Source organism: Paraburkholderia yinzeri (genome assembly GCF_046581065.1).
GTDB lineage: Bacteria > Pseudomonadota > Gammaproteobacteria > Burkholderiales > Burkholderiaceae > Paraburkholderia.
Window position 1 is genome coordinate 1,081,408 of the sequence record NZ_JBFOCJ010000001.1, and the last position, 12,811, is coordinate 1,094,218.

Consider the following 12,811-nt stretch of genomic DNA (forward strand, 5'->3'; position numbering starts at 1 on the left):
TTGTTGTGTGCGCCACCATTTGTCATGCCGTATGCGGCATGAATGCTGGAGCGGGGGCTATTTTACGGCGCGACGGAACAGGCAGGCGAGCGTTTCGTTTGCATTTCCGTTAGCCAGGACGCGGTTGAAGGACTCGATGCCGGAGCGTCGGCGAGCGGTGCGACGCGCCCGCCGGCCCCAAGTTTAAGCGGCGATCCGCTCTTCGGGCATGCGCTCGATGTCGAGCGTCTCGTCGTGGAAGGCCGCAAGCGACTCGCGATGCGCGACGCTCACGATCGCCGCTTTCGGCAGACGCTCGTTGAAGAGCTTGTAGAGACGGCCTTCGTTGTCGGAATCGAGGGCGCTCGTCGCTTCGTCGAGGAACAGGTAGTCGGGCTTGTGCAGCAGCACGCGCGCACCGGCCAGCCGTTGCTGCTCGCCAGGCGAGAGCACGCGCGTCCAGTGCGCCGATTCGGCGAGGCGGTCCGCGTAGTCTTCGAGACGGCAGGCGCGCAGCGCCTCGCGGCAGTCTTCGTCGCTGTAGTCGTCGGCCGGCGACGGGTAGGTGAGCGCCGCCTTGAGCGTGCCGATCGGCAGATAGCTTTGCTGCGGGATGAACATCATGCGCGCGTCCACGGGCGCGTCGATCGAGCCTTCGCCGAACGGCCAGAGGCCCGCGAGCGCGCGCATCAGCGTGCTCTTGCCCGCACCCGAAGGGCCGCGCACGAGCCAGCGCGAGCCCGGCTTGATGGCGACGTCGCGGACTTCCGAAAGCGGCACGCCGTTAGGCAGGGCGAGCTTCAGGTGGTCGGTGGAGAGCACATTCGCGTCGACGAAGTGCAGGTTGATGCCGCCGTGCTCGGTGGCGGGCGAGACGGTTTCCTTCAGGCGCGGCGAGTGGACCACGCGCACGAATTCACGCAGACGGTTGACGGTGGCGCGCCAGTCGACCAGCGTCGAGTAACTGTTGATGAACCACGAGAACGAGTCGCTCACGGTGCCGAACGCCTGCGAGATCTGCATCAGCACGCCGAAGGTGAACGCTCCGGCGAAATAACGCGGCGCGGCGACGACGAGCGGGAAGATGATGGCGATCTGGCCGTAGAAGCTCAGCACGAAAGTGAGGCGCTTCGTGTACTTCATCACGCGCCACCAGTTGTCGCGGATGTGCTGGAAGAGGCCTTGCGCGCTGCCGCGCTCGGTGTCCATGCCGTCGTAGAAGGCGATCTGCTCGGCGTTTTCGCGCAGGCGGATGAGGCCGAAGCGGAAGTCCGCCTCCACTTTCTGCTGCTGGTAGTTGATCGACACGAGCGGATGGCCCACCTTCTGGATCACGATCGAACCGAGCACGGCGTAGAGCGCGGCGGCCCACACCATGTAGCCCGGAATCGCGAGCGGGTGGCCGCCCAGCGTGATCGAGAGTGCGCCCGCGAGCGTCCAGAGAATCGTCACGAAGGAGATCAACGTAACGACCGTGGAGAGCAGGTCCAGTGTGAGCGCGAGCGTACTGGTCGCGAACGACTGGAGGTCGTCGCTGATCCGCTGGTCCGGGTTGTCGGCCAGCCGGTCGCGCTCGATGCGATAGAACGCGCCCTTGCCGAGCCACTCGTCGAGAAAGCGCGTGGTGAGCCACTGGCGCCAGCGGAAGCCGAGCATCTGACGCAGATAGCGCCCGTACACCGCGAGGATGATGAAGGCGAACGCGAGCACCGTGAAGATCATCAGGAGGTGCGGGAACTGCTTGACGTCCTTGCCCTGCAGCGCGTTGTAGAAGTCGGCGTTCCAGCTGTTGAGCCGCACGTTGATCCACACGACCAGCAGGTTGATGACGACGATCGCGATGAGCAGCCCCCAGGCGATCCATCGCTCCTCGGACACCCAGTAGGGCTTGATCAGGCTCCAGGCCGTGATCTTTTCGGGCTGATCCGGCGTGGCGCGGGAAGAAAGGTTGGTCATGTGCGTCCTGATATAGACCCGGCCCGAGGCCGGAAAAGGCAAGCGTGCGGCGCGGCACGGCGGTGCCGGGATTCTGTCGCGAACCGCTTAAGCCGGGCTTAACCGCCGTTCAATCGACGTGTAAGCGCGCGGCCCATTGTCTCACCGGCGGCTGGTGGCGGGCGGAACCGGGCGTTGCGGGCATTGTGCCAGAGCGCAGGCGCCTCCCGGCAAATGCCCGGTGCCGGTGCGCCGGGCGGGTGAGGGTGCGTGGCGTTCGGCATGAGCGGTCGCGGAACCACGGCGCGAACCCGAGGGAAGCGGGCCGCGGCGCCAGCGCCGGCGCGGTTTGCGGGCCCCGCGCCTTTTGTGGTCTAATGTCCGCTGACGAAACAGGGGTGCTTCGCCGGCATGCCGTGCATGTCGCTGTGAGGCTGAGAGAGACCCTTCGCACCCGATCCGGGTAATACCGGCGCGGGAAGTTTCCGGAAAGTCTTGCTGGAGCCAGTTCCAGTTTCCCGCCGGGCAAGCGCGCATGGGACCCGTGTCCCATTGCCCCTCGCGCCTGTCCGGCCGGCCTTGCCAGCCGGTTTCGTCCTTGGGTACGTCTGCTGTTGCCGTACGGAAAGGATACGATGACCGCCTATTCCTCAGTCCATTTAGTTTATTGGGCCCGCGCGCTGGTCAGCATTTCGATCAGCACTTTGGCCTGCTCCGGCATACGCGTGTTTGCGCGCTGCGGAGTCGCGTCATGAACGACGTCCGCTCTGCTGCAGCCATGCCGGACTTCGCCGTTCTCGGCGGCGGGCTCTCCGGGCGCCTCGTCGCCTGGCGGCTCGCCGGCATGGGCCACCGCGTGGCGCTCTACGAGCGCGGCGGTCCCGAAGGCGCCGACGCGGCCGCATGGGTCGCGGCCGCGATGCTTGCGCCGCTGGCCGAGGCCGCCGTCGCCGAACTGCTCATCACCGAACTTGGGGTCGCGTCGCTCGAGACCTGGCCGCAGATTCTCGCGGAACTGCCCGAGCCGGTCTTCTTCCAGCACAACGGCACGCTCGTGGTCTGGCATCACGCCGACCGCACCGAGGCGCCGCTGTTCGAGCGCCGCGTGCGCGCGAATGCACCTCACTGGCTCGCCAATGAGGGTTTTGTCGCGCTTGCGGGCAAGGAACTGGACGCGGCCGAGCCCGCGCTTGCCGGGCGCTTCGCGCGCGGCTGGCTGCTGCCTGGCGAAGGACAGCTCGACAACCGCCAGGTGCTCGGTGCGCTGGCGGCGGGGCTCGCGCAACGGGGCGTCGAAACGCACTGGCACACGAGCGTGAACGACGCCGATCTGCCGCGTGCCCGCGTGACGATCGATTGCCGGGGCCTGGGCGCCAAGCCCGCGTTGCCCGCGTTGCGCGGAATCCGCGGCGAGGTGGCGCGCGTGCATGCACCGGGCATCGGGCTCTCGCGGCCCGTGCGCCTCCTGCATCCGCGTTATCCGCTCTATATCGCGCCGAAGCAGAACGACCTCTACGTGATCGGCGCCACCGAGATCGAAGGCGAGGACATGTCGCCGGTGAGCGTGCGCTCGGCGCTCGAATTGCTGAGCGCCGCGTTCGCCGTGCATCCGGCCTTCGGCGAGGCACGCATCCTCGAACTCAATTCGCAGTGCCGTCCAACGCTGCCCGATCATCGTCCGGCGCTGATCTGGGACGGCGCACAAACCTTGCGCGTGAATGGCCTTTACCGGCACGGTTTCATGATCGCGCCCGCCGTGGCCGACGAAGCGGTCCGCTGCGCGCGGGCGCTGCTCGACCAGCGCGTGGCCGATCAGGACGCCTTCGAAACGCTGCGCCGCGACTCGCGCTGGAGCGCGATGCTGCATGTGCAGGGCGCGCGGGAGACGGCCTGACGCGCAGCGGCAGGGCTGCACGAGGGGTGTTTCCAGTAACAGGACTTGTAGTGAACCGAATCGACATGGACATACAGATCAACCAGAAGCCGCTCACGCTGCCCGAAGGGGCGACCGTCGCCGACGCGCTCACCGCGTTCGGCGCACGGCCGCCTTATGCGGTCGCGCTGAACGGCGATTTCGTCGCGCGCGGCCAGCATGGCGCGCGCACGCTCCAGGCGGGCGACCGCCTCGACGTCGTGAGCCCGGTGGCGGGCGGCTGAGCCGTCTCGCCCGTTCGCGTGCTTTTGCGTCCGCTTTTGCGCTCCTCCGACGCCTCGACCCGATGCCACCGCGCAAGGATTCTTCCGCCATGACCACCCCTTCCACCGCCGACGCGCTCACGCTCTACGGCGAAACCTTCGCGAGCCGCGTGCTGCTCGGCTCGTCGCGCTATCCGTCGCTGCAGTCGCTGTCCGATTCGATCGGTGCGGCGCGGCCCGGCATGATCACCGTGGCGCTGCGCCGCCAGATGAACGACGGCACCGCCGAAGCGGGCTTCTTCGACCTGCTCAAGCGCCACGGCGTGCCGCTCCTGCCGAACACGGCGGGCTGCCTCACCGTCAACGAAGCCGTGACGACGGCCCACATGGCGCGCGAAGTCTTCGATACCGACTGGATCAAGCTCGAACTGATCGGCGACGACTACACGCTGCAGCCCGACCCGGTCGGCCTGATCGAGGCCGCGTCGCGCCTCGTGCGGGACGGCTTCAAGGTGCTGCCTTACTGCACCGAAGACCTCGTGATCGGCCGGCGTTTGCTCGACGCGGGCTGCGAGGCGCTGATGCCTTGGGGCGCGCCGATCGGCACCGGCAAAGGCGTGATCAATCCCTATGGCCTGCGCGTGCTGCGCGAACGGTTGCCGGACGTGCCGCTGATCGTCGACGCGGGCCTTGGCGTGCCCTCGCACGCGGCGCAGGTGATGGAATGGGGTTTCGACGGCGTGCTGCTGAACACGGCGGTCTCGCAGGCGACGCACCCGGACGCGATGGCGCGCGCGTTCGCGCTGGGCGTGGAGGCGGGCCGCGCCGCGTATCTTGCCGGGCCGATGGCCGAGCGCGAGGCGGCCGTGGCGAGCACGCCCGTCGTGGGCATGCCGTTCTGGCATCAGGATGGAGGCCAGCAATGACCGAGATGCTGCGACCGCAGGACCGCGAGCTGTTCTGGCCGCCGGCCGACGAACTGACCACCACCGCAGAGCGCATCCGCGCGCGCCTTGGAGACTGGCCGCCGACGCACGCGCCCTGGCGCATCTGCCTCACGCCGCCGGACGCGCCGAACGGCGGCGACCTGATCATGCTGACCGACGCGACGCCGCACCTCGCGAACATCGCGCGCTGGATGACCGAAGGCGCAGGCGTGATCGAAGCGGCCGGCGACGCTCCCAAAGCGGGCCGTGTGACGCTGCATCTGGGTGGCGAGCGCTATGCGCTGGAAGGCGAGCTGGCCGAAGACTGGGTGCCGGCGCTGGCGGCTTTCCTCGACTGCGGCTTCGACCCGCACGACGCGCTCGTGCTGGCGCTGGCCTGGCGCGACGGGGACGAGGCTGGCGAGGACGCGTGGCCGGTCGACTTCGCGCGCTTTCCGCGCGTGCTGGACTTGCCGGCCGCGCCGGCCCAACCGTTCGCGCCGTGCCCGGCGAAGCTCGGCCTGTACCCGGTGCTGCCGACGGCCGACTGGGTCGAGCGCGTGCTCGACTACGGCGCAAAGACGGCGCAGTTGCGCAGCAAGCAGCCGAAATCGCCGCAATTGGTGGCGGAAATAGAACGCTGTGTTGCGGCGGGCCGCCGGCACGATGCCCGCGTGTTCATCAACGACCACTGGCGGGAGGCGCTGGCGGCCGGCGCTTACGGCGTACACCTTGGCCAGGAGGATCTGCGCGACGCGGATCTCGGCGCCATCGCAGCGGCGGGCGTGCGTCTCGGCCTCTCGACGCACGGCTACTTCGAGATGCTCACGGCGCTGCACTTCCGCCCAAGCTATATCGCGCTCGGCGCCGTGTTCCCGACCACGACCAAGGCGATGCCGACCGCGCCGCAGGGGCTCAAGCGTCTCGTGCGCTACGTGCAGCTTCTCGAGGGCGTGGTTCCGCTGGTGGCGATCGGCGGCATCGACGGCGCCGTGCTGCCGCAGGTGCTCGCGACGGGCGTCGGCTGCGCAGCCGTCGTGCGGGCGGTGACCGAGGCCGCCGACCCGGCTGGAGCTGTTGCTGCGTTGCAGAACGCGTTTACGCAATAATGGCCCGCTGACGGAAGGTCGGACGTTGTGTCCGGCCATGCCGTCGGGGGGCCGGTCGACGTCGGGTTGACGTCCTTTACCGGCTGGATCGGCGACGGGGCGCGTCACGGCAGCTTTTTCATGATGGCCCTATAATCCCGCCTTCGTGTAAATGGACTGTCAGCTTACGTGCCATCCTCATCTGAATCCCTGCTGGAGCTGCGCGACGTCGATTTCGGCTACGGCGACCGGCTCGTCCTGTCCGGCCTGAACATGCGCTTTGGGCGCGGCCAGGTCGTGGCGGTCATGGGCGGCTCCGGCGGCGGCAAGACGACGGTGCTGCGTCTGATCGGCGGTCTCGTGCGCGCCCGGCGCGGCCAGGTGCTGTTTCATGGCGAAGACGTCGGCGCCCAGTCGCGCGAAGGCCTCTACGCCCTGCGGCGCAGGATGGGCATGCTGTTTCAGTTCGGCGCGCTCTTCACCGACATGTCGGTGTTCGAGAATGTCGCCTTCGCCCTGCGCGAACACACCGACCTCCCCGAAGAGCTGGTCCGCGACCTCGTGCTGATGAAGCTCAACGCCGTGGGCTTGCGCGGCGCACGCGATCTCGCGCCGTCGGAGATTTCGGGCGGCATGGCCCGGCGCGTCGCGCTGGCGCGCGCCATTGCGCTCGACCCCGAACTCATGATGTACGACGAGCCGTTCGCGGGCCTCGACCCGATCTCGCTCGGCATCACGGCGAACCTGATCCGCACGCTCAACAACGCGCTCGGCGCGACCTCGATCCTCGTCACGCACGACGTGCCCGAGTCGTTCGCCATCGCCGACTACGTGTACTTTCTCGCCAACGGCGGCGTGCACGCGCAGGGCACGCCTGCCGAGCTGCGCGCCTCCACCGACCCGACGGTGCGCCAGTTCATCGACGGCGCGCCGGACGGCCCGTTCCGTTTTCACTACCCGGCGGACGTGCCGCTCGCCGCGGATTTCGGCATCGGCGGAGACCGCTCATGATCGGCGCCATCAGCTCGCTCGGGCGCTCGGTCATCGAACAGATCACGCGCGCCGGTCACGCGGCCCGCTTCTTCGTGCGCCTCGTGCTCGAATTTTTTCCGCTCCTGCGGCGACCGCGCCTTGTCACGAAGCAGATCCACTTCGTCGGTAATTATTCGCTGCTGATCATTGCCGTCTCGGGGCTCTTCGTCGGCTTCGTGCTGGGCCTGCAGGGCTATTACACGCTCAACCGCTACGGTTCCGAACAGGCGCTCGGCCTGCTGGTGGCGCTTTCGCTCGTGCGCGAACTCGGGCCGGTCGTCACGGCGCTGCTGTTCGCGGGCCGCGCGGGCACCTCGCTCACGGCGGAAATCGGCCTCATGAAGGCCGGCGAGCAACTGACCGCGATGGAGATGATGGCGGTCGATCCCGTGCGGATCGTGGTCGCGCCGCGCATGTGGGCGGGCGTGATCGCCATGCCGATCCTCGCGGCGATCTTCAGCGCGGTCGGCATACTCGGCGGCTACGTGGTGGGCGTGCTGCTGATCGGCGTCGATGCGGGCGCTTTCTGGTCGCAGATGCAGGGCGGCGTGGACGTCTGGACCGACGTGGGCAACGGTGTGATCAAGAGTCTCGTGTTCGGCTTCGCCGTGACGTTCACCGCGCTTTACCAGGGCTACGAAGCCAGGCCGACGCCCGAGGGCGTGTCGCGCGCGACCACGAAGACGGTCGTGTACGCGTCGCTCGCCGTGCTGGGTCTCGACTTCCTGCTCACCGCACTGATGTTCAGCTAAGGTCGCACGCTGTGAGTGGCCGGGTCGCGCAGACTGCGCAGCCCCGCCTCGGCGGTTCCACCTGAAGACGGCAGGCGTTGGCGCCGCCGCAACGGATTCTGATTGGGATGACGATGAAAAAGAATGCTCTCGACTTCTGGGTCGGTCTGTTCGTGGTGCTGGGCTTCATCGCGCTGTTGTTTCTCGCGCTGAAGGCCGGCAACATGAGCTCGCTGTCGTTCCAGACGACCTATCCGGTCAAGCTCAAGTTCGACAACATCGGCGGGCTCAAACCGCGCGCGCCTGTGAAGAGCGCGGGCGTGACCGTGGGCCGGGTGGCGTCGATCGGCTTCGACACGAACACGTACCAGGCGCTCGTGACGATCAACATCGACCAGCAATACCAGTTCCCGAAGGATACGTCGGCGAAAATCCTGACCTCGGGCCTGCTCGGCGAGCAGTACATCGGCCTGGAGCCGGGCGGCGACAGCGAAATGCTCAAGGCGGGCGACACCATTGCCATGACGCAGTCGGCGATCGTTCTCGAGAACCTGATCGGTCAGTTCCTCTACAGCAAAGCCGCCGATTCGGGGGCGGCGAAACCAGGCGCCTCGGCACCGGCTCCGGCGCCGGCCGAGGCCGGCTCGGGCGCGGCAGGCAAGTGAGAAGGAGAAGAACAATGTTCACGATGCGCATGCGCGCAGCCGCGATGGGTGTCGCGGTGCTGGCGATCTCGGGGTGCGCGACGGTGCAGACGCCGTCGAAGGACGACCCGTGGGAAGGTTTCAACCGTTCGATCTTCACGTTCAACGACAAGGTGGACCAATACGCGCTCAAGCCCGTGGCCAAGGGCTACGTGTGGGCGACGCCGCAGCCGGTGCGTGACAGCGTCACGAACTTCTTCTCGAATATCGGCGACGTCTACAACGCGGCGAACAACCTCCTGCAGTTGAAGATCACCGACGGCGTGGAAGACATCATGCGGATCGTGATCAACACGGTTTTCGGTGTCGGCGGTCTGTTCGACGTGGCGACGCTCGCGAAGCTGCCCAAGCACGACCAGGATCTGGGCCTCACGCTCGGGCATTACGGCGTGCCGGCCGGACCGTACCTCGTGCTGCCGTTCCTTGGCCCGAGCACGGTCCGCGACGCCGTGGGCTCGGCCGGCAACTATTTCATTAACCCGCTGACGTACGTCAATCCGGCGGCGGTGAGCTGGGGGCTGTACGGCCTGAACATCGTCAGCACCCGGGCCAACCTGCTGGGCGCGAGCGACCTGCTCGAGGGGGCGGCGATCGACAAGTACTCGTTCGTGCGTAACGGCTACCTCCAGCGCCGCGCCTATCAGTTGTCCGACGGCAAGGGCAACGCGTCGTCGAACCTGCCCGACTACGGCGAAGGCGCGCCGCCGCCGAAGTACGAGGACGTCGACCAGGGCGCGGCCGCGCCTGCGGCTGCCGCTTCCGGTGCGCAAGGGACCAGCACGTCGAATGCCGCCGGCACGGCGCCCGCATTGCCGGCTGGCGGCCCTGCGCCGCTGTCGGGCCCGAACGGAGCGGCTGCGGCCACGGGCGCGTCGGACACGACCGTGCCGGCCGACCAGATGGTGCCGCCCGCGCGTATCGGCTATCCGTCGATGCTGCGTCTGCACTGAGCGGCGGCTCCGCCCGATTTGTCAGACGTAAGCCGCTGAGTAACATGAAGAAACGGTTGTCGCAGAATCTTCGCAGTTTAACGATGGAGCCCGATAGAACTCGCGTGATATTGTTGGCTCCAACGGGGTGCTTCTCCCCATCACGCAGGACTTGATATGAAAAAATTCTTTCTGTTGCCGCTTTTCGCCATGTTTTTTGCGATGACGGGCGTGGCGTCCGCACAAACGGTGGACACCAGCAACCCGGATACGATGGTCCAGCAGGTCACCCAGCAGGTGATCGACCAGATCCGCGGCGACAAGTCGATCCAGGCGGGCGACATCAACAAGATCACGCAGCTCGTCAACGAGAAGATCCTGCCGTACATGGACTTCCGCCGTACGACGCAACTGGCGATGGGCCGCAACTGGCGCACGGCCACGCCGGATCAGCAGGCGCAGGTCATCGAGCAGTTCAAGACCCTCCTGATCCGCACGTACTCGGGCGCGCTCGCCCAGGTGCGCGACCAGCAGATCCAGTACAGGCCGTTCCGCGCGAACCCGGACGACACCGACGTCGTGGTGCGTTCGATGGTCATGAACAATGGCCAGCAGATCGAGCTCGACTACCGTCTGTACAAGACGCCGCAAGGCTGGCGCGTGTACGACATCAACGTGCTCGGCGCGTGGCTGATCCAGGCGTACCAGCAGCAGTTCCAGGAAAAGATCCAGCAAGGCGGCGTGGATGGCCTGATCCAGTTCCTCACGCAGCGCAACCAGCAGCTCGCCGCGGGCAAGACTTCGTGAGCACGAGCTTCGATACCGGTGCGGCGCTGACCCACGAGAGCGCGAAAGCCGCGCTCTCGGCGGGCCTGGCGCGCATCGCGCAGGGTGCAACCGCCGTCGACTGCGCGCCCCTCACGCAATTCGATTCGTCGGCGCTGGCCGTGCTGATCGCCTGGCAGCGCGCCGCGCGCGAGCGCGGCACGACGCTCGACGTCCTCAATCTGCCTTCCAAGCTCGCGAGCCTCGCGCACGCCTACGGCGTCGATTCGCTCCTCCACGAGCGACATTGACGCGCGGCGGCCCCCGGTCCCCGGTTCTGCCGGCGGGCTGGGCGGGTTCGCCGCGATTCCCTCCTCTGCGTCTCTTCGGGCCAGGTCGGGTGTAGCGACTTTGCCCTATAATCAACCGTTTTTTGGGCGTTGCCGCCGGATTTTCGGCGGCACGGATGGCGCTACGGGCTGTCCCCCCATTTCCCGGTCTTCCCCCGCAGCATTGATGCACTTTACAGCCGCACCGCCACGAGACGGGCGGCGTTCGAGTCATGCCAGCCATAGAAATTCGTAACGTCAAGAAGCGCTACAAGGAGCTCCAGGCGCTCAAGGGCGTCAGCTTTACGGTCGAGGAGGGTGAGTTCTTCGGGCTGCTCGGCCCGAATGGTGCGGGCAAGACGACGCTCATCAGCATTCTTGCGGGCCTCGCGCGCGCCGATGAAGGCTCGATTGCCGTGCGCGGCCACGACGTCGTGAACGACTACCGCAATGCGCGCCGTAGCCTTGGCGTCGTGCCGCAGGAACTCGTGTTCGATCCGTTCTTCACGGTGCGCGAGACGCTGCGCATCCAGTCCGGCTACTTCGGCCTGCGCAACAACGACGCGTGGATCGACGAGGTCATGGCCAACCTCGACCTCACCGAAAAAGCCGACGTCAACATGCGCGCGCTCTCGGGCGGCATGAAGCGCCGCGTGCTGGTGGCGCAGGCGCTCGTGCATCGTCCGCCTGTGATCGTGCTCGACGAGCCGACTGCCGGCGTGGACGTCGAGTTGCGCCAGACACTCTGGAAATTCATCGCGCGCCTGAATCGCGAAGGCCACACGATCGTGCTCACCACGCACTACCTGGAGGAAGCCGAGGAACTGTGCGATCGCATCGCGATGCTGCGCCGCGGCGAGGTCGTGGCGCTCGAGCGCACGAGCACGCTCCTGCAGCGCTTCGCGGGCACGCAACTGTTCCTGCGTTTCTCGGAGGGCGTGCTGCCTGCCGAGCTGCGCACGCTCGAAGTCGATCCGTCGAACGTCAACACGCGCCAACACCTGCTGCGTCTTGCCAACTACGACGAGGTCGAGCGTATCCTCGCGCTGTGCCGCGCGAATGGCTGCAAGCTCGAAGAGGTGGAGGTCCGCAAGGCCGATCTGGAGGATGTCTTCGTGCAGGTGATGAGCGGTCCGGAAGTGATCGAGGGGCTGGCATGAGCGGTTATAGCGGATTCAGTACGCTGTTCTACAAGGAAGTGCTGCGTTTCTGGAAGGTCGCCTTCCAGACCGTGCTCGCGCCCGTCATCACCGCGCTGCTCTATCTGACGATTTTCGGCCACGCGCTGCGCGGTCACGTGCAGGTGTATCCGGGCGTCGAGTACACGAGTTTCCTGATTCCCGGCCTCGTGATGATGAGCGTGCTGCAGAACGCGTTCGCGAACAGCTCGTCGTCGTTGATCCAGTCGAAGATCACGGGCAATCTCGTATTTGTCCTCTTGCCGCCGCTCGCCGCCTGGGAGATGTTTGGGGCTTACGTGCTCGCGTCCATCGTACGCGGGCTCGCGGTCGGCGCGGGCGTGTTCGTGGTGACGATCTGGTTCATTCCGGTGAGCTTCGCCGCGCCGCTCTACATCGTGGCGTTCGCGGTGCTCGGCTCGGCCATTCTTGGCACGCTCGGCCTCATCGCCGGCATCTGGGCCGAGAAGTTCGACCAGCTCGCCGCGTTCCAGAACTTCCTCATCATGCCGCTCACGTTCCTCTCGGGCGTGTTCTACTCGACGCATACGTTGCCGCCCGTGTGGCGCGAAGTGTCGCGGCTCAACCCGTTTTTCTACATGATCGACGGTTTTCGCTATGGGTTCTTCGGCTTGTCCGACGTGAATCCGTTTGCGAGCTTCGCGGTCGTTTTCGTTTTTTTCGTGGCGCTCGCCGCGCTCGCGATGCGTCTGCTCGCGAGCGGCTACAAGCTGCGCCACTAAGCAGGACAGGAGCTTCTCACCATGTTGCCGACACCGGAGCAGGTCAAGCAGTACATCTCGGCAGGGCTCGCGTGCGAGCACCTCGAAGTGGAGGGCGACGGCCAGCACTTCTTCGCGACCATCGTTTCGCCGTCCTTCGAAGGCAAGCGCCTGATCCAGCGTCATCAGTTGGTCTACGCCGCGCTTGGCGATCGCATGCGCGAGGAAATCCACGCGCTCAGCATGAAGACGCTCACGCCCGCCGAATGGCAGAACGCATAATCTGGAATATCAGTGCGAATCACCCAGGATAAAGACGGCGCCGTCAATGGCGCCTCGCCCCAAGCGAAAGACGCG

General features: G+C 66.6%; 14 protein-coding genes and 1 riboswitch. Of the genes, 13 read left to right on the plus strand and 1 reads right to left on the minus strand.

Features of this window, described 5'->3' with window-relative positions; translation table 11 throughout:
- Window positions 1-183 precede the first annotated feature (183 nt).
- The gene (locus WJ542_RS05255; protein WP_411188295.1) at window positions 184-1,935 is read right to left on the minus strand and encodes an ABC transporter ATP-binding protein/permease; all 1,752 of its coding nucleotides are present in this window, start codon (window positions 1,933-1,935) and stop codon (window positions 184-186) included.
- A 363-nt stretch (window positions 1,936-2,298) separates the two neighbouring features.
- A riboswitch (TPP riboswitch) is annotated at window positions 2,299-2,412 on the plus strand.
- Window positions 2,413-2,665: 253 nt separating this feature from the next.
- On the opposite strand from WJ542_RS05255, the gene WJ542_RS05260 reads away from it, so the two are divergent.
- From WJ542_RS05260 to WJ542_RS05320, 13 genes are all read left to right on the plus strand, one after another.
- Window positions 2,666-3,808 carry an FAD-dependent oxidoreductase gene (locus tag WJ542_RS05260; protein WP_411188296.1) on the plus strand — a complete coding sequence of 381 codons (1,143 nt, stop codon included), beginning with the start codon at window positions 2,666-2,668 and terminating at the stop codon, window positions 3,806-3,808.
- A 65-nt stretch (window positions 3,809-3,873) separates the two neighbouring features.
- Window positions 3,874-4,071, plus strand: coding sequence for a sulfur carrier protein ThiS (gene thiS, locus WJ542_RS05265; protein ID WP_411190482.1), 198 nt, complete (start codon window positions 3,874-3,876; stop codon window positions 4,069-4,071).
- Between the two features lie 89 nt (window positions 4,072-4,160).
- Window positions 4,161-4,976: a thiazole synthase gene (locus WJ542_RS05270; RefSeq protein ID WP_411188297.1), complete on the plus strand. Its 816-nt coding sequence runs from the start codon at window positions 4,161-4,163 to the stop codon at window positions 4,974-4,976.
- Window positions 4,973-6,085, plus strand: a complete 1,113-nt coding sequence (thiE, locus tag WJ542_RS05275) for a thiamine phosphate synthase (RefSeq protein ID WP_411188298.1) — start codon at window positions 4,973-4,975, stop codon at window positions 6,083-6,085. The genes WJ542_RS05270 and thiE overlap by 4 nt, the downstream gene beginning before the upstream one ends.
- 168 nt (window positions 6,086-6,253) lie before the next feature.
- Window positions 6,254-7,075 (plus strand): ABC transporter ATP-binding protein, encoded by an 822-nt coding sequence (locus tag WJ542_RS05280; RefSeq protein WP_411188299.1) that lies wholly within the window; start codon window positions 6,254-6,256, stop codon window positions 7,073-7,075.
- Window positions 7,072-7,848, plus strand: a complete 777-nt coding sequence (gene mlaE / locus WJ542_RS05285; protein ID WP_411188300.1) for a lipid asymmetry maintenance ABC transporter permease subunit MlaE — start codon at window positions 7,072-7,074, stop codon at window positions 7,846-7,848. Before WJ542_RS05280 ends, mlaE begins: the two co-directional genes overlap by 4 nt.
- A gap of 113 nt (window positions 7,849-7,961) precedes the next feature.
- Window positions 7,962-8,492: an outer membrane lipid asymmetry maintenance protein MlaD gene (gene mlaD / locus WJ542_RS05290; protein WP_411188301.1), complete on the plus strand. Its 531-nt coding sequence runs from the start codon at window positions 7,962-7,964 to the stop codon at window positions 8,490-8,492.
- 14 nt (window positions 8,493-8,506) lie between these two features.
- Window positions 8,507-9,481: an MlaA family lipoprotein gene (locus WJ542_RS05295; RefSeq protein ID WP_411188302.1), complete on the plus strand. Its 975-nt coding sequence runs from the start codon at window positions 8,507-8,509 to the stop codon at window positions 9,479-9,481.
- A gap of 156 nt (window positions 9,482-9,637) precedes the next feature.
- A complete protein-coding gene (locus tag WJ542_RS05300) occupies window positions 9,638-10,267 on the plus strand; it encodes an MlaC/ttg2D family ABC transporter substrate-binding protein (protein WP_027797339.1) in 630 nt (209 codons plus the stop codon).
- Window positions 10,264-10,536 (plus strand): STAS domain-containing protein, encoded by a 273-nt coding sequence (locus WJ542_RS05305; RefSeq protein WP_411188303.1) that lies wholly within the window; start codon window positions 10,264-10,266, stop codon window positions 10,534-10,536. The genes WJ542_RS05300 and WJ542_RS05305 overlap by 4 nt, the downstream gene beginning before the upstream one ends.
- 251 nt (window positions 10,537-10,787) lie before the next feature.
- Window positions 10,788-11,714, plus strand: coding sequence for an ABC transporter ATP-binding protein (locus WJ542_RS05310; protein ID WP_411188304.1), 927 nt, complete (start codon window positions 10,788-10,790; stop codon window positions 11,712-11,714).
- A complete protein-coding gene (locus WJ542_RS05315) occupies window positions 11,711-12,475 on the plus strand; it encodes an ABC transporter permease (RefSeq protein ID WP_411188305.1) in 765 nt (254 codons plus the stop codon). The genes WJ542_RS05310 and WJ542_RS05315 overlap by 4 nt, the downstream gene beginning before the upstream one ends.
- A gap of 21 nt (window positions 12,476-12,496) precedes the next feature.
- Complete coding sequence (locus tag WJ542_RS05320) at window positions 12,497-12,736, plus strand: BolA family protein (RefSeq protein ID WP_322015307.1); 240 nt, start codon at window positions 12,497-12,499, stop codon at window positions 12,734-12,736.
- The last annotated feature ends 75 nt before the right edge of the window (window positions 12,737-12,811 follow it).

What these genes read in the sequence shown, in the direction of transcription:
- WJ542_RS05255 (WP_411188295.1), bottom strand. Translation starts at nt 1,935, where the DNA reads ATGACCAACCTTTCTTCCCGCGCCACGCCGGATCAGCCCGAAAAGATC.
- WJ542_RS05260 (WP_411188296.1), top strand. Translation starts at nt 2,666, where the DNA reads ATGAACGACGTCCGCTCTGCTGCAGCCATGCCGGACTTCGCCGTTCTC.
- thiS (WP_411190482.1), top strand. Translation starts at nt 3,874, where the DNA reads ATGGACATACAGATCAACCAGAAGCCGCTCACGCTGCCCGAAGGGGCG.
- WJ542_RS05270 (WP_411188297.1), top strand. Translation starts at nt 4,161, where the DNA reads ATGACCACCCCTTCCACCGCCGACGCGCTCACGCTCTACGGCGAAACC.
- thiE (WP_411188298.1), top strand. Translation starts at nt 4,973, where the DNA reads ATGACCGAGATGCTGCGACCGCAGGACCGCGAGCTGTTCTGGCCGCCG.
- mlaE (WP_411188300.1), top strand. Translation starts at nt 7,072, where the DNA reads ATGATCGGCGCCATCAGCTCGCTCGGGCGCTCGGTCATCGAACAGATC.
- mlaD (WP_411188301.1), top strand. Translation starts at nt 7,962, where the DNA reads ATGAAAAAGAATGCTCTCGACTTCTGGGTCGGTCTGTTCGTGGTGCTG.
- WJ542_RS05295 (WP_411188302.1), top strand. Translation starts at nt 8,507, where the DNA reads ATGTTCACGATGCGCATGCGCGCAGCCGCGATGGGTGTCGCGGTGCTG.
- WJ542_RS05300 (WP_027797339.1), top strand. Translation starts at nt 9,638, where the DNA reads ATGAAAAAATTCTTTCTGTTGCCGCTTTTCGCCATGTTTTTTGCGATG.
- WJ542_RS05310 (WP_411188304.1), top strand. Translation starts at nt 10,788, where the DNA reads ATGCCAGCCATAGAAATTCGTAACGTCAAGAAGCGCTACAAGGAGCTC.
- WJ542_RS05315 (WP_411188305.1), top strand. Translation starts at nt 11,711, where the DNA reads ATGAGCGGTTATAGCGGATTCAGTACGCTGTTCTACAAGGAAGTGCTG.
- WJ542_RS05320 (WP_322015307.1), top strand. Translation starts at nt 12,497, where the DNA reads ATGTTGCCGACACCGGAGCAGGTCAAGCAGTACATCTCGGCAGGGCTC.